We start from the raw sequence: 20,159 nt of genomic DNA, 5'->3' as shown, positions 1-20,159 counted from the left end.
CATGAACAAGACCCTGCTTTCCCTGAGCCTCTCGCTGGCCCTGCTGTCCGGCTGCTCCACCCTGGCCCCCGACTACAGCCGCCCCAAGGCGGTGACCCCCGAGGCCTGGCCGCAAGGCCCGGCCTACAAGGCGGGCGCTGCCAGCGCCAAGCCGGCGGTCGAGATCGGCTGGCGCGAGTTCTTCGTCGATGAGCGCCTGCAGAAACTCATCGAGATGGCGCTGGCCAACAACCGCGATCTGCGCGTCGCCGCGCTGAACATTGAAAAGGCGCGCGCGCAGTACCAGATCCAGCGCAGCGAGCTGTTCCCCACCGTCAACGCCGCAGCCGGCGAGACGGCGCAACGCAGCTCGGGCGACATCAATGGCACCGGCGAGCCGCGCATCACGCGCCAGTACAGCGTGGGCCTGGGCTTCTCCAGCTACGAGCTGGACTTCTTCGGCCGCGTACGCAGCCTGCGTGACGCCGCGCTGCAGAACTTCCTCGCTACTGAGCAAGCAGCGCGCAGCACCCAGATCTCGCTGGTGGCCGAGGTGGCCAACGCCTACCTCACCCTGGCCGCCGACCGCGAACGCCTGCAACTGTCGGCCGACACCCTGGCCACACGCGAAGAGACGCTCAAGCTGACACAACGCAGCTTCGAGCTGGGCGCGGCCTCGGCACTGGCCGTTGCCCAGGCGCGCACGGTGGTCGAAGGCGCCCGCGTCGAAGTGGCGACCTACACCGCTCGCGTGGCGCAGGATCAGAACGCGCTGGCCGTGCTGGTCGGCACAACGGTCCCGGCCGACCTGCAACCCAGCAGCCTGCGCGGCGCGCTGACCGCGACCAGCGAGCTGCCCGCCGGCCTGCCCTCCGAACTGCTGCAACAGCGCCCCGACATCCTCGCCGCCGAGCGCAGCCTGCAGGCTGCCTACGCCAACATCGGCGCGGCCCGCGCGGCCTTCTTCCCCAGCATCACGCTGACCGCCAGTGGCGGCACCGCCAGCAACACGCTGGACGGCTTGTTCGGCAGCGGCACGGGCACCTGGAGCTTCATCCCGCAGATCAACCTGCCGATCTTCGATGCCGGGCGCCGCCAGGCCAATCTCGAAGTGGCCGAGGCTGACCGTGCGATCGCTCTGGCGCAGTACGACAAGGCGATCCAGACGGCCTTCCGCGAGGTGGCCGATGCACTGGCCGTGCGCGGCACGGTGGAGGAACAGCTCACCGCCCAGGCCGCCCAGGTGGAGGCCTACGCCGACAGCCTGCGCCTGTCGGAAGCCCGCTTCCGCGGCGGCGTGGACAACTACCTCGCGGTGCTCGACGCGCAGCGCGCGCTGTTCGCCACCCAGCTCTCGCTGATCAGCGTTCAACTGTCGCGCCAGAGCAATCTGGTCACCCTGTACAAGGTACTGGGCGGCGGGCTGGTCGAGCGCGGCGGCACTTGAAGTAGTATCCGCCTCCCATGAGCACGCCTCGCAAACACCACGACCCCGAGCGCGCCGAAGCGCGCCGCAGCCAGGTGCTGGAAGCCGCCACCGCGTGTTTCGCGCGCAGCGGCTTCCACGGCGCCAGCATGGCCGAGATCGCGCGCGAGGCCGGCATGAGCGCCGGCCACATCTACAACTACTTCGCGAGCAAGGAAGAGATCATCTTCGGCATCGTGGACCGCAACGTCGCACACAAGCTGGCCCTGATGCAGAGCATGGTCGAGAACCCTGAACAGGATGTGCTGGACGCCATGCTGGGCCGCATCGCCACCGGCATCTGCGACAACTCGGATTCCGAATACGCCGCGCTGATGATGGAGGTGGCGGCGGAGTCCTCACGCAACCCGGCGGTCGCCGCCAAGGTGCACGAAGCCGACCGCATCCTGTCCACGCGTCTGCATGAGCTGCTGCTGACCAGCACGCAGCTCGCCGCCTACCGTGCCGACCCCGCGCAAGCCGGGCGACTCAACATGGTGATCGTGCTGTTCGAAGGACTGCGCCTGCGCGCACTGAGCAATCCGCAACTCGACCGCATGCAGTTGGTGGAACCGATGCGTCGCGCGATCCGCGCGATCCTGGCGGGCTGAGTCCGCCAGCACAGGGCCCGGGGCACAAGCCCGGGCCCTGCGGCATGTCACAGGCGGGTCATGCGCACAGGCAGCCACTCAACTGGGAACGCAACTGCTCCGGCTCGCTGCGCGTGTAGTCCTTGTCCAGGCGGTCGCTGACCAGGGAGGCGGTGGGACCGTCCAGCTCGTTGTTGAGCATGCCCATGAAGCCCGGTGGCGCCACGATGATGGCGCGCGCGTAGTCGCCACGACTTCGCCCGTTGTGCAGGTCGCGCGCCAAGCGGTGCGCGAAACTCCTCTCCACATGTTTGGGTGGTTCGCCACGAGGCGAGGCCCGCCCCGACACCGGCATCCGCGTCGCCTCGGCAGCCAGATCGGCCTCGGCCTCGTGCACCAGTTCCAGACCCTTGTTGGGGCCGTGGTTGGCGAACAGGCGGGCGTGACGGGCGTTGGCGACGAGAATCCAGGTCGTAGACATGGGTGAGTCCTCCAGAAAACAGTCAGGGACAGGTCTCCCCCGCGCGCCGGAAGCGGCCGCGTAGCACGCTGCGAGGGGAAGGCCCGGGCCACCCGGAGGGGCGGCCTCCTTCAGCATAGGCAGCGCGCACAGGGCCGCGAAAGGAGAACTTCAGCCGCCAGGCGACGGGCCGTAACTTGCGGGATCCTGGCGGTAAAACCGCGCAAAAAGCGCGTAAAGCTCCGGATATTCGTCGACCATGAGCTGTGGTTCGACGAAAAAGACCTCGCTCATCACAGCGAAGAACTCGCCCGGGTGTTCGGCCGCATAGGGGTCGATCGCGGTGTCCTCACCTTCGTCCACGCGGGCGCAGAAATCCTCCCACGCGGCGTCCAGGGTACCGACCCAGGTCTCCTCGTCCAGGTCGCCGTGCAGCAAGGGCACGCCATCGGCCTCGCCGGTCAGCATGTCCAGCTTGTGGGCGAACTCGTGGATCACCACGTTGGCGCCGGCGTAGTCGGCCGGATCGTCGTACCACGACAGCACCACCGGGCCGCCGTCCCAGGCCTCGCCCAGCGCCTCTTCGTCGTACTCGTGCAGCACCCCATCGTCGTCCACGACGCGGCGCGGGATCACGAACTCACCCGGATAGACGATGATGCCGCGCCACCCGGCGTAGGCCGACAGGCCCAGGTGCAGTACCGGCAGGCAGGCCTGCAGCGCGATGCTCAGGCGCGCCAGATCGTCCGGTTCGTAGCCCTGGGCGCCCGCGAAGACCTTGTCGTCGAGGAAGCGCCGCACCACTTCGCGCAGCCGCAGCAACTCATCTTCGGGCAAGCGCGCAATGAAGGGCAGGCGAGCCAGAGCAGCCTGCCACAGCGCCTCGGGCACGTCGGATGCTTGGGGTTTGAGGGACTGCAGCAATCGCCTGAACATGGTTCCCGAGTGGGTAGCGGGGCCGCCGAAGGCCTGTGGGATAATTCGCCAATGGTATCCGTACAACATTCCGTTGCCAGCGCCGACGCCGAGAAGCCCGTCGCCGAGCTGCTGGCCGAAGGCCTGCCTGCCGACGCGCTGGCCCCCCTGGCTGAAGCGGCGCAATGGGCGCAGGTGTGCTACGGCACCCGCACGCTGGGCAGTGGCGAGCCGATCTGGCAGCACGCGCTGGGCATGGCGCTGATGGGCGTGCTGCTGCGCCTCGACCTGGAGGCGCGCCTGGCCGCCCTGCTGTTCGCCGTGTGCGACCACGAACCGGACGGCGCCGACAAGATCGAGGCGCGCTTCGGCCCCAATGTGGCGCGCCTGGTCGACGGCCTGCGCCGACTGAACCGCCTGCACCTGTCGCCCAGTGGCAAGGGCGGCGCGGCCGACCTGCACGCGCAGACCGAAGTGCTGCGCAAGATGGTGCTGGCGATGGCCGACGACCTGCGCGTGATCCTGCTGCGCCTGGCCTCGCGCGTGCAGACCCTGCGCTTCTTCACCGAGAACCGGGAGCGCGTGCGCCTGGACGTGGCGCGCGAGAGCATCGACCTGTACGCCCCGCTGGCCAACCGCCTGGGCGTGTGGCAGCTCAAGTGGGAGCTGGAAGACCTGTCGTTCCGCTTCATCGAGCCCGAGACCTACAAGCGCATCGCCAAGATGCTGGACGAACGCCGCGTCGAGCGTGAGGCCTTCATCCACGACGCCACCGAGCGCCTGCTGCGCGAGGTGTCGGCCCTGGGCATCACCGCCGAGGTGTATGGCCGGCCCAAGCACATCTACAGCATCTACAACAAGATGCGCGCCAAGCACCTGGACTTCGAGCAGGTCTACGACGTGCGTGCGCTGCGTGTGCTGGTGCCCGAGGTCAAGGACTGCTACGCCGTGCTGAGCCTGGTGCACGAGCTGTGGACGCCGATTCCCAACGAGTACGACGACTACATCCTGAAGCCGAAGGGCAACAACTACCAGTCGCTGCACACCGCCGTGCGCGCCGCCGACGGCCGCGCGCTGGAGGTGCAGATCCGCACCCACGACATGCACAAGCACGCCGAATTGGGCGTGGCGGCGCACTGGCGCTACAAGGAAGGCAGCCAGAGCGGCGGCGAGTACGACGAGAAGATCGCCCTGCTGCGCCAACTGCTGTCGTGGCGCGAAGAAGTCGCCGATGCCTCGGCATGGGAGGAGCACACGCGGCGCGCCGCGCTGGACGACACCATCTACGTGGTGACGCCGCAGGGCCGCGTGCTGGACATGGCGGCCGGAGCCACCCCGATCGACTTCGCCTACCGCCTGCACACCGAGCTGGGCCACCGCTGCCGTGGCGCCAAGGTCAACGGCGCGATGGTGCCGCTGGACACCCCGCTCACCAACGGCCAGGTGGTCGAGATCATCTCCGCCAAACAGGGCGGCCCCTCGCGCGACTGGCTGAATCCGCAGCTCAACTACCTCAACACCTCCAACGCGCGCGCCAAGGTGCGGCGCTGGTTCGTGCAGCAGGAAGAGGAAGAGACGGCGGCCCAGGGCCGTGCCATCGTCACCAAGGAGCTGCAGCGCTCCGGCCAGACCCAGGCCAATCTGGAAGAGCTGGCGGCGCGCGCCGGCTTCAAGGACTCCGCCGCCATGTTCCTGGCCGTGGGCCGTGGCGACGTCAGCAGCCGGCAGATCCACAACGCGCTGCAGGCCCCGACCGCCAAGCCGGAAAAGGCCGACCGCCCGGATGACGTGGTCATCGGCGAGCGGCACGCGGCCGAATCGTCCTCGGGCATCCTGGTGGTGGGCGTGGGCAAGCTGCTGACCCAGCTCGCGCGCTGCTGCAAACCGGTGCCACCGGATGCAATCTCGGGCTTCGTCACGCGCGGGCGCGGCGTGTCGATCCACCGCTGCGACTGCCGCAGCTACCAGAACATCGCGCAGCGCCACCCGGAGCGCATCGTGCCGGCCGAGTGGGGCGGCGACGTGCCGCAGGTGGGCACGACCCCGCCCAAGTCCGAGGTCTACCCGGTAGACATCGCGATCGAGGCGAGCGACCGCCAGGGCCTGCTGCGCGACATCTCCGACGTGTTCTCGCGCGAGCGCCTCAACGTGATCGGGGTGAACACCGTGTCACGCGGGGGGCGTGCCTACATGCGCTTCACCGTCGAAGTAAGCAGCGTGGCCTGGGTGCAGCGCGTGCTGCAGCAGATCGGCGAGGTGAAGGACGTGCTGTCGGCACAGCGCGCTTGAGCGCTACCCCTCAGCGCCCCGCCGCCAGCTTCTCCAGCAGCATGCCGGCGACATCCTGCAGGTCGGCCACCGCTGCCGCGCCGCCGTTCTGCACCGCCTCGCGCGGCATGCCATACACCACGCAGGTACGCTCCGACTGCGCCACCGTGAACACCCCGGCCTGGCGCAGCGCCAGCAGGCCAGCCGCGCCGTCCTTGCCCATGCCGGTCAGCACGGCGGCTGCCGCGTTGCGCCCGACGCTGGGCACGGCAGAGTGGAACAGCACGTCCACCGCCGGCTTGTGCAGATTGACCGGCGCTTCGTCGCTGATCTCGACGAGGTAATAGGCGCCACTGCGGCGCAGCTTCATGTGAAGGCCCCCGGGCGCGATGTAGGCATGGCCCGGCAGCACGCGCTCGCCGTCCTGCCCTTCCTTCACCGCGATGCGGCACAGGCCGTCCAGTCGCCGCGCGAAGGAGGCGGTGAAGCCCGGTGGCATATGTTGCACGATCAGGATGGGCGGGCAATCGGGCGGCATCTGCAGCAACACCTCCTTGAGCGCCTCGGTACCCCCGGTGGAAGCGCCGATCAGCAGCAGCTTCTCGCTCGCCCCGGGGATGCTGGCGGGCACCACGGTGGCCCGAGCCGGTGTGCTCTCGCGCCGCTGGATGCGGCTGCGCGCGGCGTTTCGCACCTTGGCGACAATCTCCTCGGCATAGGCCTCCAGGCCCGCGCCGACGCCCAGCGAGGGTTTGGGGATGTAGTCGACAGCACCCAGCTCCAGCGCGCGCAAGGTGGCGTCGGCCCCCTTCTCGGTCAGCGTCGACACCATCACCACCGGCATCGGCCGCAGGCGCATCAGACGCTCCAGGAAGTCCAGCCCGTCCATGCGCGGCATCTCGATGTCGAGCGTCAGCACATCCGGGTTGAGATCCTTGATCATCTGCCGCGCCACCAAGGGGTCGGGCGCGGCGCCAAGCACCCGGATGTCCGGCGCCTGGCTCAGGATATGAGTCAGGAGCTGCCGCACCAGGGCGGAGTCATCGACGATGAGCACCTTGATCATGCGCGTCCCTCAGAACAGATCAACCGACCCCTCAACCTTGACCTTCTCCAGCATGGCCTCGTAACGCAGCTCGCGCTGAATGATCGTGTCATTGTGCAGGGTGCGGATGCGCTTGACCAGGACGCGCCCCTCGGCCGGAAAGAAGTACACCTTGCGCGGGTACACATCGAGCAGGTCCTGCGCCCGCAAGGGGATGCGCTCCGCCGCAAGGTAGCGCAGCACGAACTCGGCGTTGCGCGCCCCGACGTCGGTATGGTTCATGCCGGACAACACCCGCCCCGCACCGAACACCTTGGCTTGCAGCCGCGTACGCACCGCGCCGGCCTTGAGCAGGTTGTTGATCAGCATCTCCATCGCATAGCTGCCATAGCGCGCGGAAGCGCTGGCCACACAGCCCTCGTCATGATGGTCGGGCAGCATGAAATGGTTCATGCCGCCGACGCCGGCCACCTCATCGTAGAGACAGGCAGAGACACAGGAGCCCAGCACGGTGACGATCAGTACGTCGCGCCCGGTGACGAAGTATTCGCCCGGCAGGATCTTCACCGCCTCCTTCTGGAAGTGGCGGTCGTAGTAGCGGTTGGGCGCCGACTCCAGCTCACTCATCTTGCTGCCCCATCCACCCGCCGGTAGGCGGTGCGCCCGAGGGACTCGAACAGTTCGCGCTCGGCGCTGAGGCTCTCCGAATGACCGATGAACAGCAGGCCGCCAGGGCGGATGAAGTCGGCCATGCGACGCAGCAGGCTGCGCTGGGTCTCCTTGTCGAAGTAGATCAGCACGTTGCGACAGAACACCACATCGAAGCGCTGACGCATCGGCCACGCCGGGTCCAGCAGGTTGAGGCGACGGAAGTGCACCATCGCACGCAGAGCCGGGCTGACCCGCACCCGCCCCTCGTTCGCCCCGCCGCCACGCAGGAAGAAGCGCTGCTTGAGCTGCGGTGACAAGGCATCCACCCGCTCCAGCGGGTAGATGCCGCGCGCGCCGGTCTGCAGTACCTGGGTGTCGATGTCGGTCGCCAGGATGCGCACGTCGTCAGAGGCGCGACGCATGGCTTGTGCCACCGTCATGGCGATGGAATAGGGCTCCTCGCCGGTGGAGGACGCCGCGCTCCAGATGCGCAGCGGGCCGTCGATGGCGTGACGGTGCAGATACTCGGTGAGCATCTCGAAGTGATGCGGCTCGCGGAAGAAGGAGGTGAGGTTGGTGGTCAGCGCGTTGGTGAAATATTCCCACTCGGCATCGCTCTCGTCCTCCAGCCGGGCCAGGTAGTCAGCAAAGGAAGCCAGGCGCAGGCTGCGCAGGCGCCGGGCAAGACGGCCGTAGACGAGTTCGCGCTTGCTGTCGCCGAGGGCGATGCCGGCGCGCTGGTAGATCAGGGCGCAGACGCGGCGGAAGTCGCTGTCGCCGAAGGCGAACTCGCGCTCATGGAAGGGCTCCTCGCGGCTGCTCATGGCCTGTGATCGCGGGCCGTGTCAGGGGCAGGCACGCCCCCTTCCACGGCCGTCGTCTCGTTCAGAACTCGCTCCAGTCCTCGTCATCCGCCGCCGCCACCGCTTTCGGCAAGGAGGCCGGCTTGGGCCGCGCTGCCAGACGTTCCTGCTTGCGCGGCGGGGGCAGCGCACGGCCGGCCGCCGCCGCAGGTGCCGCGGCTTCGCCCGCTTCGATGTCGTCGAGCTTGAAGCGGCGCACGATCTCCAGCAGCGTCGTGGCCTGGCCCGACAGCGCCTCGGCCGAGGCCGCCGCCTGTTCGACCAGGGCCGCGTTCTGCTGGGTGGTCTCATCCATCTGGTTGACCGCCTTGCTGACCTGCTCGATGCCGTTGCTCTGCTCCATGGAGGCGGCCGAAATCTCGTTCATGATGTCGGTCACGCGCTTGATGGAGGTGACGACCTCCTCCATGGTCTTGCCGGCCGTCTCGACGAGGCGGTTGCCGTCCTCGACCTTCTCCACCGAATTGTTGATGAGGGCCTTGATCTCCTTGGCCGCCGCCGCCGAGCGCTGTGCCAGACTGCGCACCTCGCCCGCCACCACGGCGAAGCCACGCCCTTGCTCACCGGCCCGCGCAGCCTCCACCGCCGCATTCAGCGCGAGGATGTTGGTCTGGAAGGCGATGCCGTCGATCACGCCGATGATGTCCACGATCTTGCGTGCGCTGTCGTTGATCGCGCCCATGGTGGTGACGACCTGACCAACCACATCGCCACCCTTGCTCGCCACCTCGGAGGCCCCATCGGCCAGTTGGTTGGCCTGGCGGGCGTTCTGCGCGTTCTGCTTCACGGTGGAGGTGAACTCCTCCATGCTGGAGGCAGTCTCTTCCAGCGAGGCCGCCTGCTCCTCGGTGCGCGAGGAGAGGTCGGCGTTGCCGCTGGCGATCTCGCCGGCGGCGGTGTGGATGGTCTCGGAGGCTTCGCGGATGCTGCGCAGCATGCTCTCCAGGCTGCGCACGGTCTCGTTGGTGTAACGCTTGAGATCGGCGAAGGTCCCCTGGTAGTCGGCGGTGATGCGCTCGGTGAGGTCGCCCTTGGCCAAGGCGGCAAGCACGCGCGCGATGTCGCGCAGACCCGCATCCGAGGTCTCCACGACCTTGTTGATGCCTTCGGCCAGCACCTTGAAGAAGCCTTCCTTGTTGCGCTCCTCGATGCGGCGCGAGAAGTCGCCCGCGGCGGCGGCGGCCACGATCTCCGACACCTCTTTCTCGACCGCCACCTCGTTGGTGCGGTCCAGCCACTCGATCACGCTGCCCAGGCGCTCGCCGCGCTCGTTGATCACCGGGTTGGCGGTCAGCGAGAAGGTGCGCCCGCCGATCACGGCCGAAGCCCGGTAGGTGCTGGTGAACGTGGCCAGCAGGCGGGCCTGGTGCTCCGGGTTCTTGTGGAACACGTCGATCTTGGCGCCCTGCAGCTTGTCCACGTCGAAATGCGGCAGGTCGCGCCGGATGTCGGTCTGCGCGGCACGCAACATGGCGACCACCGCCGGGTTCAGGTAAATGATGTTGCGCTCGTTGTCGGCGATCATCACGTTGGTGCTCACGCTGTCCAGGCCGATCTTCAGGCGCAAGGCCTCCTCGGCGCGCTCGCGCGCGTCGTTGACGTCGAAGCCCAGCTTGGTCTGCATCGATTTGAGGCCATCCATGAGCTGGCCGATCTCGTCCTGGGTATCACTGCGGACTTCACCACGGAAGTTGCCCGAAGAAACCTCGCGGAAGCGGGCGACGGCAAGCTGCAGGGCAGTGACCGTCTGGCGCACGAACAGCGCCGCTACCCCCACACCGAACGCAAAGAAGAGCAAGGCGCCACCGATGAGCAGGTAGGCGCGCCGCTCGGTGCGCGCAATGCGCTGGGCGATCAGCGTGTCGAGTGCCTGGGTGGCCTTGTCATAGAACGCGTAGGCTGCATCCACCGCCAGGGAGCCGGCCGCGAAGTAATCCGGCCCGCTAACCTCCGGTTTGGCCGGCTGCAGCACCCGGCGTTCAGTCAGTTGGATGAAGTTCTGCACGCTGGCACCAAAATCCTCGCCCACCTTGCCCAGCAGAGATTGCAGCGACGGGACCGCTTCGACCGCGTGGCGAAGCGCAGTGACAATGTCCTCGCGTTGCCGCTCAGCCGCCACCATGTGCTTGAGCATGGTCGTCCGGGTGTCGCCATCGAGTTGGCCGCGTGCGATCGCTCCGGCCCCCAGGCCACGCGTATAGGCCATGTGCTCGGCCAGGTCGACCGCGTGCATGACCGATGCCTGCATGATATGGAAGCTGGCCGCCTCGGAATCGAGCACCAGCCCCGAGTCGTTGGCAACACTGCCCATCAAGTTGGACAACGCGGCAATGACGGCTGAGTGGCGCGCAAAGGACTGCTCCGGCGACAGCCGTGAGGCTTCCGCCAGCACGGTGTCGATGTCGCGCCGCACGCGCTGCCATTCCTCGGACACCGGGAGCCCACTGACGCGGGCGCCTGCCTCATCGAGGCTGCGCAGACGGCTGGCCACCTCCTTGTCAATGTTGCTCAGTTGCCGCTGGGCGTCGGCATTGCCGGCCAGCGCCAGGCCATTGAGCCCGCGGTGCTTCTGTAGCTCGGGCACCAAGCCGCGCAGTTGCTGGTGATAGGCCAGGCCTTCGCGCTCCAGCTCCGCCACCCGGACCGCCTCCATCATGGTGGAGACCAACAAACCGAGGGCCAGCAGAAGAGGCAGCAACAGCATCAGCCCGATCAGCATGAACTTGCCGGACATGCCCATGCGTTCATGAACCGTCTTGATCACGTTCAAGCGCTGCAACCAGCCGGTCTTGACGACCCGCCCCGCACGCAAGGCAAGCCCCTTGGCACGCCCTTCGCGCATCTGGCGGTACAGCTCGGTGGCGGCCTCCACCTTGACCCGCGTGGGCTTCACCCGCACCGACAGGAACCCCACCATCTGCCCGCTCTCGTACTCCGGGGTGGCATTCGCCTCAACCCAGTAGTAGTCGCCATTCTTGCAGCGGTTCTTGACCATGCCGACCCAGGGCTTGCCGCTCTTGAGCGTACGGTACAGGTCCTCGAACGCGGCCGGCGGCATGTCGGGGTGGCGCACGATGTTGTGCGGCTTGCCGATCAGCTCGTCCTCGGTGAAGCCGGAGATGCGGATGAAGTCGCGGTTGACGAAGGTGATGTACCCCTTCAGGTCGGTGCGCGAGACGATCAGCGCGTCTTCCTCGAAATGCACTTCATGATCGGTTACCGGCAGATTCACTCTCATGGTCTTACCCCTGTCGTCTGGACGCGCGCGCCGCGCGGATTGAGTGATGTGTGGCGGCTGGCCCGCCGGCCTGGGTCAGGCGGCGACCGCCTCGACGAGTCCCATTTCTTCGCTGTTCATCAGGCGCTGGATATCGAGCAGGATGATCATGCGATCGTCCAGCGAGGCCAGGCCGGTCAGGTAGTCGGTGGAGACGGCGGCGCCCAGCTCGGGCACCGCGCGGATCTGTTCCGGTGCCAGCGACAGCACCTCGGACACGCCGTCGACGACGATGCCCACGATGCGCCCGGCCAGGCTCAGCACGATGACCACGGTGAACTGGTCGTAGGTGGGCTCGCCCAGGGCGAACTTGATGCGCATGTCGATGATCGGCACGATCACGCCGCGCAGGTTGATGACACCCTTGATGAAGGGCGGCGCATTGACGATGGTGGTCACGGCGTCGTAGCCGCGGATCTCCTGCACCTTGAGGATGTCGACCGCGTACTCCTCCGCCCCCAGCGAGAAGGTGAGGTACTCCGCTGCGGCATCAGTCGTCGGTCCGTCCGTCTCCAGTGTCATACCCCGTTCCCCCGTTTCAGGCCGCGCTGGCCATGGCGTGCTGACGCACGAGTTCCGTCACGTCGAGAATCAGCGCGACGCGCCCATCACCCATCACGGTCGCGCCAGACACACCGGCCACGCGGCGATAGTTCGCCTCCAGGCTCTTGATCACCACCTGGTGCTGGCCCAGCAGTTCGTCGACCTGCAGCGCAGCGCGGTCGTTGCCGGACTGCACCAGCAGCAGGATGCCCTCGGCCGCCGTACGCGTACTCGCCAGCCCCAGCAGTGATGACAGATGGATCAGTGGCAGGTAGTCGCCACGCACCTGGATCACTTCGCCCTTGCCGGTCACGCGCTTGAGATCCTCGGCGCGCGGCTGCAGCGACTCCAGGATGAAGGTGATGGGCACGATGAACACCTCGCGCCCCACCGCCACCGACATGCCGTCGAGGATCGCCAGCGTGAGCGGCAGGCGGATCGTGAAGGTCGCGCCGCGACCGGCCACCGAGCTGACCTCGACACGCCCACCCAGGTCGCTGATATTGCGCTTGACCACGTCCATGCCGACGCCGCGGCCGGACACGTCGGTCACTTCGGCCGCGGTGGAAAAACCTGGTGCGAAGACGAGCTGCCACACCTCCGCATCGCTCATCGCGTCACTGACCGGGAGGCCATTCTCACGAGCCTTGGCGAGGATGCGCTCGCGATTGAGGCCGGCGCCATCGTCCTGCACCTCGACCACGATGCTGCCCCCGGCCTGGTAGGCGCGCAGGGTGACCGTGCCCTTCTCCGGCTTGCCGGCCGCCACGCGCTGCTCGGGCGACTCGATGCCATGGTCGATGCTGTTGCGCACGAGGTGGGTGAGCGGGTCGACCAGTTTCTCGATCAGGCCCCGGTCCAGCTCGGTCCCCTCGCCCTCCAGCACCAGCTCCACCTGCTTGCCCAGCTTGTGCGACAGGTCGCGCACCACGCGCGGAAAACGGTTGAAGACGAAACTGATCTGCAGCATGCGGATCGACATGACGGCTTCCTGCAGATCGCGCGTATTGCGCTCCAGCAGGGCCATGGAGCGCTGCAGGCGCTCGAACTGCGCGCCCTCCAGTCCGCTGCCGGCCTCGGTCATCATCGCCTGGGTGATGACCAGCTCGCCCACCAGGTTGATCAACTGATCCACGCGCTCCACGCTGACGCGGATGGAGGCAGCATCGTTGGTCGATGGTGCGGCGCTCTTACGGCTGGAGGCACGTTCCGCCGTGGGCAGCGGCGTCACGCTGGCGCTGCGGGGCGTGGGCAGGGTCGTCACCTCGGCGGCCAGCGGCTCGGCCACCGCGCCAGACGCCACCACGTGCTCCAGGGGCTCAAAGAAGCCGAAGCCCTCGTCCTCCTCCACCGCGCCACGGTCTTCACTCACCGGCAGCGGCGCGAACAGGCCGAAGCCCTCATCCTCCTCCGCCACCAGCGGGGCAAGCTGCAACGCCACCCCCACACTCTCGCCGAGGCTGGCGAAGCGACCACAGGTGTCGCGAAAGACCGGCTCATCGACCGCCTCACCCTGGCGCTGGCAACGCAGCAGCTCGCGCAGGTAATCGGTGGCCTCCAGTAACTCGTCGGCGATGCTCTCGCTCATGCTGGCCTTGCCGGAGCGAAGCTTGTCGAGCAGCGATTCGAGGATGTGGGTCAGCTCGGCCAGGTGGGCGAAACCGAAGATGCCGGCACCGCCCTTGATGGAATGTGCCGCGCGGAAGATGCCATCCAGATCGTCCTTGGCCGGCGCGGCCAGGTCCAGCGCGAGCAGCAGCCGCTCCATGTCGGCCAGGTGGTCGGCCGCCTCATCGAAGAAGGTCTGGTGGAACTGTGTCAGGTCGATCGACATCGCCCGCTCCCTGTATCCCCTGCCTGTTCAGGGCAGGACCTTGGCCACGACCTGCAGCAGCTTCTGGGGGTCGAAGGGCTTGACCAGCCAGCCGGTGGCACCCGCCTCGCGCCCCTTGGCCTTCATCTCGTCGCTCGACTCGGTGGTCAGCATCAGGATCGGCGTCGCCTTGTAGCTGGGCAGGCCACGCAACGAGCGGATCATCGACAGGCCGTCCATCTGCGGCATGTTCTGGTCGGTGAAGATCAGGCTGTAGCTGCCGGTCTTGGCCTTGTCGAGTCCGGCCTTGCCGTCTACGGCCTCGTCGATCTCGTAGCCGGCGGTCTTGAGGGTGAAGGCGACCATCTGGCGGATGGAGGCCGAGTCATCGACGATCAGGATTCGCTTGCTCATCTGGGCACTCCCGCTAAGCTTTGAAAAACGCCTTCGTTGCAATGCAATATAGTCTGATTTACGGGCAGCGCCGTCCGGACTTTATGGCATGGGCATGACTCTCCGCCGGCGCGCTCAGAGCAGGTACTCCGCGCGCGCGCACCGCCCACCCTCCGCATAGTCGAGGCGTCGGCACAGGCCACGCACCACCAGGATGCCGCGGCCGCAGGGCTGGCACGCAGGCGGCACATCCGCCTGCGTGATACACGCGACACACACCTCGAAGCCGGGACCGGAATTCTCGACCTCCACGCCCAGCACGCCTCGCCCTTCCTCGCCCTCGCGATAGTCCAGGCGCAGACTCACGAAACCTTCGTGCAAGGCGGCCAGGCGTTGCTCGCGCATCACGTAATAGTCGGCAAAGCCGTCAGGCGAACGCTTGAGCATGGAGTCGAGACCCAGCACGCCATGTTCCAGGGCATTGCTGAACAGTTCGCTCAGCACGATGAAGAGCTGCTGGCGATGCCATAGCGGCACCCCCATCGACGCCAACTGGGTGATCGCCAGCGGCACCGGGTCGAGCTGGGCCAGGCGCTCGCCCTCCAGCCGCATCGACCACTGCCAGCGCCCCAGCGTAAGCGCCGCTGCCGCCTCGCCGGGGCAGCAGCGCTCGAACAGGGCCGATACGCAGGGCACCACCACCAGGCTGATGTCATCGTCCTGCGAGGCTGCGCCGATGTGCCTGCCCAGGCTGGCCGCCACCGACTCGAACACCTGCCCCGGCGGTGCACTCAGCACGGCCTGTTCCAGGCGCGCTTCGCCAAACTGCTCACCCTGCTCGTCGCGCGCCTCAGTGACGCCATCGCTGCACAGAACGATCTCGTCACCTTCAGCAATCGCGATCTGCTGCGGCGCGCAGCCCGGCAGGAAGACATCCAGTACGGCCAGCGGCGGATGCGCTGAGGGGATGCGATGGCGCAAGGCCCCGCTGCGCCCGTCACGCACCAGCAAGTCGGGCATGCCGCTGTTCCAGACGGTGGCGTGCGCGAGATCGGGCTCAAGGCGGATCGCCGCGCAGGCGACAAACATGCCGGTGGGCAGCAGGCTGCGCAGCTTGCGATTGATCTCAACGAGCATCTCGGGCATGCCGAAGCCTTTGCTGCACATGGCATGAAAGGTTTGCGACAGCGGCAGCGCGCCGATGGCGGCGGCCAGGCCGTGGCCGGTGAAGTCACCCAGCAACACGCACAGGCCACCGTCCGGCGCATGGGCACTGAGCATGATGTCGCCATTGAAGACGGTGGTGGACTTGATCAAGGTGCGCAGCACGCCACCGGCCACGTTGTCCGAGATCACCGCAGTGGCGAAGACCTGCTCGGCGATCTGCTGCTCGCGGTGCACCTGCTCGTGCAGTTGCATCAGCTCCTCGTGCTGGCGCGCGATGCGCTCGTAGAGGCCACGGGTTCGCTCGATGACCGCCAGCTTGGCGCACAACACGTCGCGCCGGCATGGTTTGGAGAGAAAGTCGTCACCCCCTGCCTCCACGTAGCGCAGGAGGGCTTCGCGTTCGTCGACGGAGCTGAGGAACACCAGGGGCACGTAGCGATCCCCCCCCAGCGCGCGGATCCGCCGCGACACCTCGTAGCCGTCGATGTCGGGCAGCAGCACGTCGAGGAAGACGAGCGCGGGTCGATGCTCGGCGAACAGCGCGACGCCAGTGAGGCCATCCTCGGCCGCGATCACCTCGTAACCCTCGTCGTGCAGCAGGCGGCACAAGATCGCGCGGCTGGTCGGTTCGTCCTCCACCACCAGGACGAGGCCCTTCGACTGCGGCGCGCGTGCGGCCATGCTCATGCCGTGATCTCGAACAATTTGTCGAAGCGCGCCACCTCGAGAATGCGGCGGATGGTCGGCGGCGCATGCTCGATCACCACCCGGCCATTGAGCGATTGTGCGTGTTCCCGCAACAACAGCAGCATGCCAAGCGCCGAACTGTCCATGTACGACGCCTGACCCAGGTCGACGCGGAACAGGTGGCCGGCCCCGGCCTGGTAGCGGTAGGTATCGCGGAACTCGCGATGGAGCGCGAAATCGAATTTCCCGCTCACCACCACATGGCTACACCCTTCGCCCACGGCCCGGCATTCGATCGGCATCTCGCGCTCCTCAGAACAATTCGACTTCACCCGCCCCCATGGAGGTCTGACGCACCGCGCTGTGATCGACCGCGGCGCCATGCTCGGCGCGGAAGGCGGCAATCGCCTGGCGCAGCGCGTCCACGCGCTGCGCTGGCGGCCCGTCGGCGGCGGATAGCTGGTGCAACTGCCCGCCCACGGCTTGCAACAGGGTGATGTGCTTGCGCGCCTGATCCAGCGCCTGGCGCACGATGTCCTCGAACTGCAGTGAGCGCACGGTATCGGCAATGACGCCACTCAGTTCGTCCGCAATGCCCGAGACCTCGGCGGCACGCGCGGCGAAGCTGCGGTTCACCTCCTCCGCATCCTCCAGCACCGTGGTCACGCGCAGCTTGGTGCTGAGGCAGTCGTTCATGTCGCGCGAGGCCATCTGCGACACCATGTCGCGCACCCGCTCGATGGCCTGCTGGGCGCCCTCCATGCGTTGGCGGATGCGTTCGTTGACCTGCTCCGAGGCCTGCGCCAGCTTGCGCACCTCGTCGGCCACCACGCCGAAGCCCTTGCCGGCTTCGCCCGCGCGCGCCGCCTCGATGCTTGCGTTGAGCGCCAGCAGGTTGGTCTTCTTGGTCAGGCCCTTGACCTCGTCGATGACGGCGAAGATTCCGCCGATCTGGTCCACCATGTCGTCGATGTAATGCACGGTGGACACGCTCTGCTGGCTACCACTGACCAGCAGCGAGATGAAGCTGTCGAGCAGCACGGTCACCTCCTCGGCGAAACCGCGCACGCTGGCATCCCCGCCAGCAGAGGCCTCCTCACTGCGCTGCAGGACTTCGTGGACAATCTCGTGCTGTCGCCCCGACAAGGCCGCCATGGCGTCCAGGCTGCGCATCAGCACCGCCACCGCCTCATGGATCAGGTCTTGCGCCCGCCGCACCTCGCCCTCGATGCTGCGCACCCCGCGCGCCACCGTGTCGTCCAACTCCTGCAGCAGCGCTGGCAACCCCTCCTCCGCGCTTGCGCCGGCCTCGCCCGGCTGGAGCTCCGCCTCGGCCACCGCGGGCTTGCCACCCGCGCCGCGCCACAACTGCCAGCCAAAACCCACCGCCAACAGACCGCAGGACAGCCACGCCCAGGCTGGCGCGCCCAGGAGCCCACCCGCCAGCAAGCCGCCCAGCGCGCCGCCAGCAAGCCCCGCATACATCGTTTCGCGCTGCAATCCGATGCTCATCCCGCGCCCTGTGTGTGGTTCGCCGCGTAAAGGCGCACAGGCGCCCCGGCAAAGGCGGATATCGGGCGCCGCCGAAGGGAACTTGATGGCCGCGTCAGCCACCTGCCCATATGGGCAAGGTCGTGCGTAGCAGGCAAACGGGAAACGAAGGGAGAGAACTGGAGGCGGGGCTGGTGCCGGCAGTCTGAATCGAACAGACGACCTACCGCTTACAAGGCGGTTGCTCTACCAACTGAGCTATGCCGGCACGCGAGGCGCGGATTATAGCCTTGGTTCGCGCGATTGCCGAGGCGAGGCCACGGACGGCATGGTATCGTCCGCGCCGGGAGGAGTGGATGAACGGCAATCACGAGCCAAAACCCTTGCGGGTCCTGCTGATCCAGGATGACTCGGATGACGCGGTAGCGGTCGAGGGCTACCTGCGGGTGGAAGGCTATGCGCCCTCCTGTCTGCGGGTGATGGACCCGGACGGGCTGCGTGCCGCGCTCGACGAGAGCTGGGACGTGGTGATCTCCGACTACCTCCTGCCCAGCTTCACCGCGCTGGGGGCGCTGGAAATCCTGCGCGAGAAGGGCAGCGACCTGCCCTTCATCGTGGTCACCGGGCTGGAGAACGAAGAGCTGGCGTGTCAGGTCATGCAGGCCGGCGCCCAGGACTACCTACCCAAGGATCGTCTGCCGCGCCTGACTGCGGTGATCGAACGCGAACGCGCCGAGGCGCGCCTGCGCCGCGAGCACCGCGCGGCCGTCCACGCCGTGACCGCCAGCGACGAACGCTTCCAGGCGCTCGCCGCCAACGTGCCCGGGGTGCTGTTCCAGATCCACGACTCGCCCGACGGCTACCTGCGCTTCACCTATGTCAGCGAAGCCAGCCAGATGTTGCTGGGGATGCCGGCCGAGGCGCTGTGCAACAAGCCCGACGCCCTGCTCGCGCTGATTGTCGAAGAAGACCGCCAGGACTTCCTCGCCGCCCTGTCGAATGCCGCCGAGCGCAGCATCACGCTGAACTGGGAAGGCCGCGTGCAACCCGCCGGCGCCGACATCAAGTGGATCAACCTGCGCGGTTCGCCGCGCCCCGACAGCCCGGACGGCCGCACCTGGGAAGGGGTGATGTGGAACATCACCCAGAGCAAGCTGGCCGAGGCCGAGCTGCGCGCTTCACGGGCCCAGTTGGCCGCCCTGTCCGACCACCTACAGCGGGCCAAGGAGGAGGAGCGGGAGCGCATCGCGCGCGACATCCACGACGTGCTGGGCGGCACCCTGGTCGGCATCAAGATCTCGGCCTCCCTGCTGGGCGCCAAGCTGGAGCACGACGCCCCCCTGCGCGAGCGGCTGCGCGGCATCGAAGCCATGCTGGACGACGCGATTGCCACCGCCGGGCGGGTAGCGCGCGAATTGCGCCCCGGCATCCTCAAGGAATTCGGCCTCGCTGCCGCTGTTGAGAGTTGTGCCGAGGATTTCCAGCACCGGACCGGCATTCCCTGCGAAGTGCTGTGTGCCGACCACGACATCGACGCCGAGGACAACACGGCCCTGGCCCTGTTCCGCACCTTCCAGGAGGCGCTGACCAACGTGACCAAGCACGCCCAGGCCGGAAAGGTGGAGGTGCGCTTGATGCAGGAAGGGGACGAGATCGTGCTGGAAGTCAGCGACGACGGGCGCGGCGTGGGCAGTGCGGATCTGGGCAAGCCCAAGTCCTTCGGCCTGCGCAGCATCCGCGAGCGCCTGCACGCACTGGGCGGCAGCATGCGCATCCAGCCACGCGTGCCGCGCGGCACCACGGTCGTCCTGCGCGCCCCCGTGGTATCGCCGCCACGTCGCGAGCCTGGGCAATGACAATGGCCCGTTCCCGGCTGGACAAGGCCCATGCCGATCGTTAGGTTTGATTCATGAGCGACAAGATTCGCGTACTCATCGCCGACGACCACGCCATCATCCGGCACGGTCTCAAGCAGATCCTCTCGGACACCGAGGACCTCGAAGTGGTCGCGGAAGCCGATGGCGGCGTGCGTGCACTGCAGATGCTGCGTGCCGGCCAGTACGACGTGGTGCTGATGGATGTGTCGATGCCCGACCGCAACGGCATCGACACGCTCAAGCTGGTCAAGAAGGAATTCCCCAAGCTGCCGGTGCTGATCCTCAGCATGCACCCGGAGGAGCAGTACGCCGTACGTGCATTGCGCGCCGGCGCGGCAGGCTACCTGTCCAAGCAGGGCGCGCCGGAACAACTGGTCACCGCGATCCGCCAGGTCGCCGCCGGCAAGAAATACGTCAGCGCGGCAGTGGCCGAGGAACTGGCCAATGCCATCGGCGAGGACTCCGAGCGCCCACCGCACGAGAAGCTGTCGGACCGCGAGTACCAGACCCTGTGCATGATCGCCTCCGGCAAGACCCTCACCCAGATCGCCGAGCAACTGAACCTGAGCGTCAAGACGGTCAGCGTCTATCGCGCCCGCCTGCTGGAGAAGATGAAGCTGCGCAACAACGCCGAGCTGACCCACTACGGGCTCAAGCACGGCCTGGTCGAATAGG

At 67.3% G+C, this 20,159-nt stretch carries 17 protein-coding genes and 1 tRNA gene; 5 read left to right on the top strand and 13 right to left on the bottom strand.

The genetic code is table 11. The features are described 5' to 3' along the window. Position 1 precedes the first annotated feature (1 nt). Together adeC and NMB43_RS02290 are read left to right on the top strand one after the other, a co-directional pair. A complete protein-coding gene (gene adeC, locus NMB43_RS02295; protein WP_494350543.1) occupies positions 2–1,426 on the top strand; it encodes an AdeC/AdeK/OprM family multidrug efflux complex outer membrane factor in 1,425 nt (474 codons plus the stop codon). Positions 1,427–1,443: 17 nt separating this feature from the next. Then, on the top strand, positions 1,444–2,055 hold the full coding sequence (locus NMB43_RS02290; RefSeq protein ID WP_494350542.1) for a TetR/AcrR family transcriptional regulator: 612 nt from the start codon (positions 1,444–1,446) through the stop codon (positions 2,053–2,055). 58 nt (positions 2,056–2,113) lie between these two features. On the opposite strand, the gene NMB43_RS02285 is transcribed toward NMB43_RS02290, so the two are convergent. Then, a complete protein-coding gene (locus NMB43_RS02285) occupies positions 2,114–2,515 on the bottom strand; it encodes a host attachment protein (RefSeq protein ID WP_494350541.1) in 402 nt (133 codons plus the stop codon). A gap of 150 nt (positions 2,516–2,665) precedes the next feature. Beyond that, on the bottom strand, positions 2,666–3,430 hold the full coding sequence (locus NMB43_RS02280; protein WP_494350540.1) for a M90 family metallopeptidase: 765 nt from the start codon (positions 3,428–3,430) through the stop codon (positions 2,666–2,668). A 51-nt stretch (positions 3,431–3,481) separates the two neighbouring features. Here NMB43_RS02280 and NMB43_RS02275 point away from each other — a divergent pair, with 51 nt between their 5' ends. Then, positions 3,482–5,698, top strand: a complete 2,217-nt coding sequence (locus tag NMB43_RS02275; RefSeq protein ID WP_494350539.1) for a RelA/SpoT family protein — start codon at positions 3,482–3,484, stop codon at positions 5,696–5,698. Between the two features lie 10 nt (positions 5,699–5,708). On the opposite strand, the gene NMB43_RS02270 is transcribed toward NMB43_RS02275, so the two are convergent. The 11 genes from NMB43_RS02270 to NMB43_RS02220 form a co-directional block, all read right to left on the bottom strand. Continuing rightward, positions 5,709–6,743, bottom strand: a complete 1,035-nt coding sequence (locus NMB43_RS02270) for a protein-glutamate methylesterase/protein-glutamine glutaminase (protein WP_494350538.1) — start codon at positions 6,741–6,743, stop codon at positions 5,709–5,711. Between the two features lie 9 nt (positions 6,744–6,752). Further along, the gene (gene cheD / locus NMB43_RS02265) at positions 6,753–7,349 is read right to left on the bottom strand and encodes a chemoreceptor glutamine deamidase CheD (protein WP_494350537.1); all 597 of its coding nucleotides are present in this window, start codon (positions 7,347–7,349) and stop codon (positions 6,753–6,755) included. Next, the gene (locus NMB43_RS02260; RefSeq protein WP_494350536.1) at positions 7,346–8,197 is read right to left on the bottom strand and encodes a CheR family methyltransferase; all 852 of its coding nucleotides are present in this window, start codon (positions 8,195–8,197) and stop codon (positions 7,346–7,348) included. Before NMB43_RS02260 ends, cheD begins: the two co-directional genes overlap by 4 nt. A 61-nt stretch (positions 8,198–8,258) precedes the next feature. Then, positions 8,259–11,474 carry a methyl-accepting chemotaxis protein gene (locus tag NMB43_RS02255; RefSeq protein WP_494350535.1) on the bottom strand — a complete coding sequence of 1,072 codons (3,216 nt, stop codon included), beginning with the start codon at positions 11,472–11,474 and terminating at the stop codon, positions 8,259–8,261. A gap of 75 nt (positions 11,475–11,549) precedes the next feature. Next, positions 11,550–12,035: a chemotaxis protein CheW gene (locus NMB43_RS02250; RefSeq protein ID WP_494350534.1), complete on the bottom strand. Its 486-nt coding sequence runs from the start codon at positions 12,033–12,035 to the stop codon at positions 11,550–11,552. Between the two features lie 16 nt (positions 12,036–12,051). Continuing rightward, positions 12,052–13,890 carry a chemotaxis protein CheA gene (locus tag NMB43_RS02245; RefSeq protein ID WP_494350533.1) on the bottom strand — a complete coding sequence of 613 codons (1,839 nt, stop codon included), beginning with the start codon at positions 13,888–13,890 and terminating at the stop codon, positions 12,052–12,054. A gap of 27 nt (positions 13,891–13,917) precedes the next feature. Continuing rightward, complete coding sequence (locus NMB43_RS02240; RefSeq protein ID WP_494350532.1) at positions 13,918–14,283, bottom strand: response regulator; 366 nt, start codon at positions 14,281–14,283, stop codon at positions 13,918–13,920. A gap of 114 nt (positions 14,284–14,397) precedes the next feature. Further along, positions 14,398–16,116: a SpoIIE family protein phosphatase gene (locus tag NMB43_RS02235; RefSeq protein WP_494350531.1), complete on the bottom strand. Its 1,719-nt coding sequence runs from the start codon at positions 16,114–16,116 to the stop codon at positions 14,398–14,400. Beyond that, entirely contained in the window at positions 16,113–16,418 is a 306-nt protein-coding gene (locus tag NMB43_RS02230; protein WP_494350530.1) for an STAS domain-containing protein, read from the bottom strand. The genes NMB43_RS02235 and NMB43_RS02230 overlap by 4 nt, the downstream gene beginning before the upstream one ends. A gap of 10 nt (positions 16,419–16,428) precedes the next feature. Continuing rightward, a complete protein-coding gene (locus NMB43_RS02225; RefSeq protein WP_494350529.1) occupies positions 16,429–17,628 on the bottom strand; it encodes a methyl-accepting chemotaxis protein in 1,200 nt (399 codons plus the stop codon). Between the two features lie 171 nt (positions 17,629–17,799). Beyond that, positions 17,800–17,875 (bottom strand) — tRNA-Thr (locus NMB43_RS02220). A gap of 88 nt (positions 17,876–17,963) precedes the next feature. Here NMB43_RS02220 and NMB43_RS02215 point away from each other — a divergent pair. Both NMB43_RS02215 and NMB43_RS02210 read left to right on the top strand, forming a co-directional pair. Beyond that, the gene (locus NMB43_RS02215; RefSeq protein ID WP_494350528.1) at positions 17,964–19,463 is read left to right on the top strand and encodes a histidine kinase; all 1,500 of its coding nucleotides are present in this window, start codon (positions 17,964–17,966) and stop codon (positions 19,461–19,463) included. A gap of 53 nt (positions 19,464–19,516) precedes the next feature. Then, a complete protein-coding gene (locus NMB43_RS02210) occupies positions 19,517–20,158 on the top strand; it encodes a response regulator (protein WP_494350527.1) in 642 nt (213 codons plus the stop codon). Position 20,159: the final 1 nt, after the last annotated feature.

Source organism: Uliginosibacterium sangjuense, from assembly GCF_059132465.1.
This window is presented reverse-complemented; position numbering and strand designations above follow the sequence as displayed.

Bases quoted from the DNA above. Each gene is read 5' to 3' on its own strand.
- NMB43_RS02270 (WP_494350538.1), bottom strand. From the start codon at position 6,743: ATGATCAAGGTGCTCATCGTCGATGACTCCGCCCTGGTGCGGCAGCTC.
- NMB43_RS02230 (WP_494350530.1), bottom strand. From the start codon at position 16,418: ATGCCGATCGAATGCCGGGCCGTGGGCGAAGGGTGTAGCCATGTGGTG.
- NMB43_RS02255 (WP_494350535.1), bottom strand. From the start codon at position 11,474: ATGAGAGTGAATCTGCCGGTAACCGATCATGAAGTGCATTTCGAGGAA.
- NMB43_RS02240 (WP_494350532.1), bottom strand. From the start codon at position 14,283: ATGAGCAAGCGAATCCTGATCGTCGATGACTCGGCCTCCATCCGCCAG.
- NMB43_RS02290 (WP_494350542.1), top strand. From the start codon at position 1,444: ATGAGCACGCCTCGCAAACACCACGACCCCGAGCGCGCCGAAGCGCGC.
- cheD (WP_494350537.1), bottom strand. From the start codon at position 7,349: ATGAGTGAGCTGGAGTCGGCGCCCAACCGCTACTACGACCGCCACTTC.
- NMB43_RS02215 (WP_494350528.1), top strand. From the start codon at position 17,964: ATGAACGGCAATCACGAGCCAAAACCCTTGCGGGTCCTGCTGATCCAG.
- NMB43_RS02280 (WP_494350540.1), bottom strand. From the start codon at position 3,430: ATGTTCAGGCGATTGCTGCAGTCCCTCAAACCCCAAGCATCCGACGTG.
- NMB43_RS02235 (WP_494350531.1), bottom strand. From the start codon at position 16,116: ATGAGCATGGCCGCACGCGCGCCGCAGTCGAAGGGCCTCGTCCTGGTG.
- adeC (WP_494350543.1), top strand. From the start codon at position 2: ATGAACAAGACCCTGCTTTCCCTGAGCCTCTCGCTGGCCCTGCTGTCC.
- NMB43_RS02285 (WP_494350541.1), bottom strand. From the start codon at position 2,515: ATGTCTACGACCTGGATTCTCGTCGCCAACGCCCGTCACGCCCGCCTG.
- NMB43_RS02260 (WP_494350536.1), bottom strand. From the start codon at position 8,197: ATGAGCAGCCGCGAGGAGCCCTTCCATGAGCGCGAGTTCGCCTTCGGC.
- NMB43_RS02210 (WP_494350527.1), top strand. From the start codon at position 19,517: ATGAGCGACAAGATTCGCGTACTCATCGCCGACGACCACGCCATCATC.
- NMB43_RS02250 (WP_494350534.1), bottom strand. From the start codon at position 12,035: ATGACACTGGAGACGGACGGACCGACGACTGATGCCGCAGCGGAGTAC.
- NMB43_RS02225 (WP_494350529.1), bottom strand. From the start codon at position 17,628: ATGAGCATCGGATTGCAGCGCGAAACGATGTATGCGGGGCTTGCTGGC.
- NMB43_RS02275 (WP_494350539.1), top strand. From the start codon at position 3,482: ATGGTATCCGTACAACATTCCGTTGCCAGCGCCGACGCCGAGAAGCCC.
- NMB43_RS02245 (WP_494350533.1), bottom strand. From the start codon at position 13,890: ATGTCGATCGACCTGACACAGTTCCACCAGACCTTCTTCGATGAGGCG.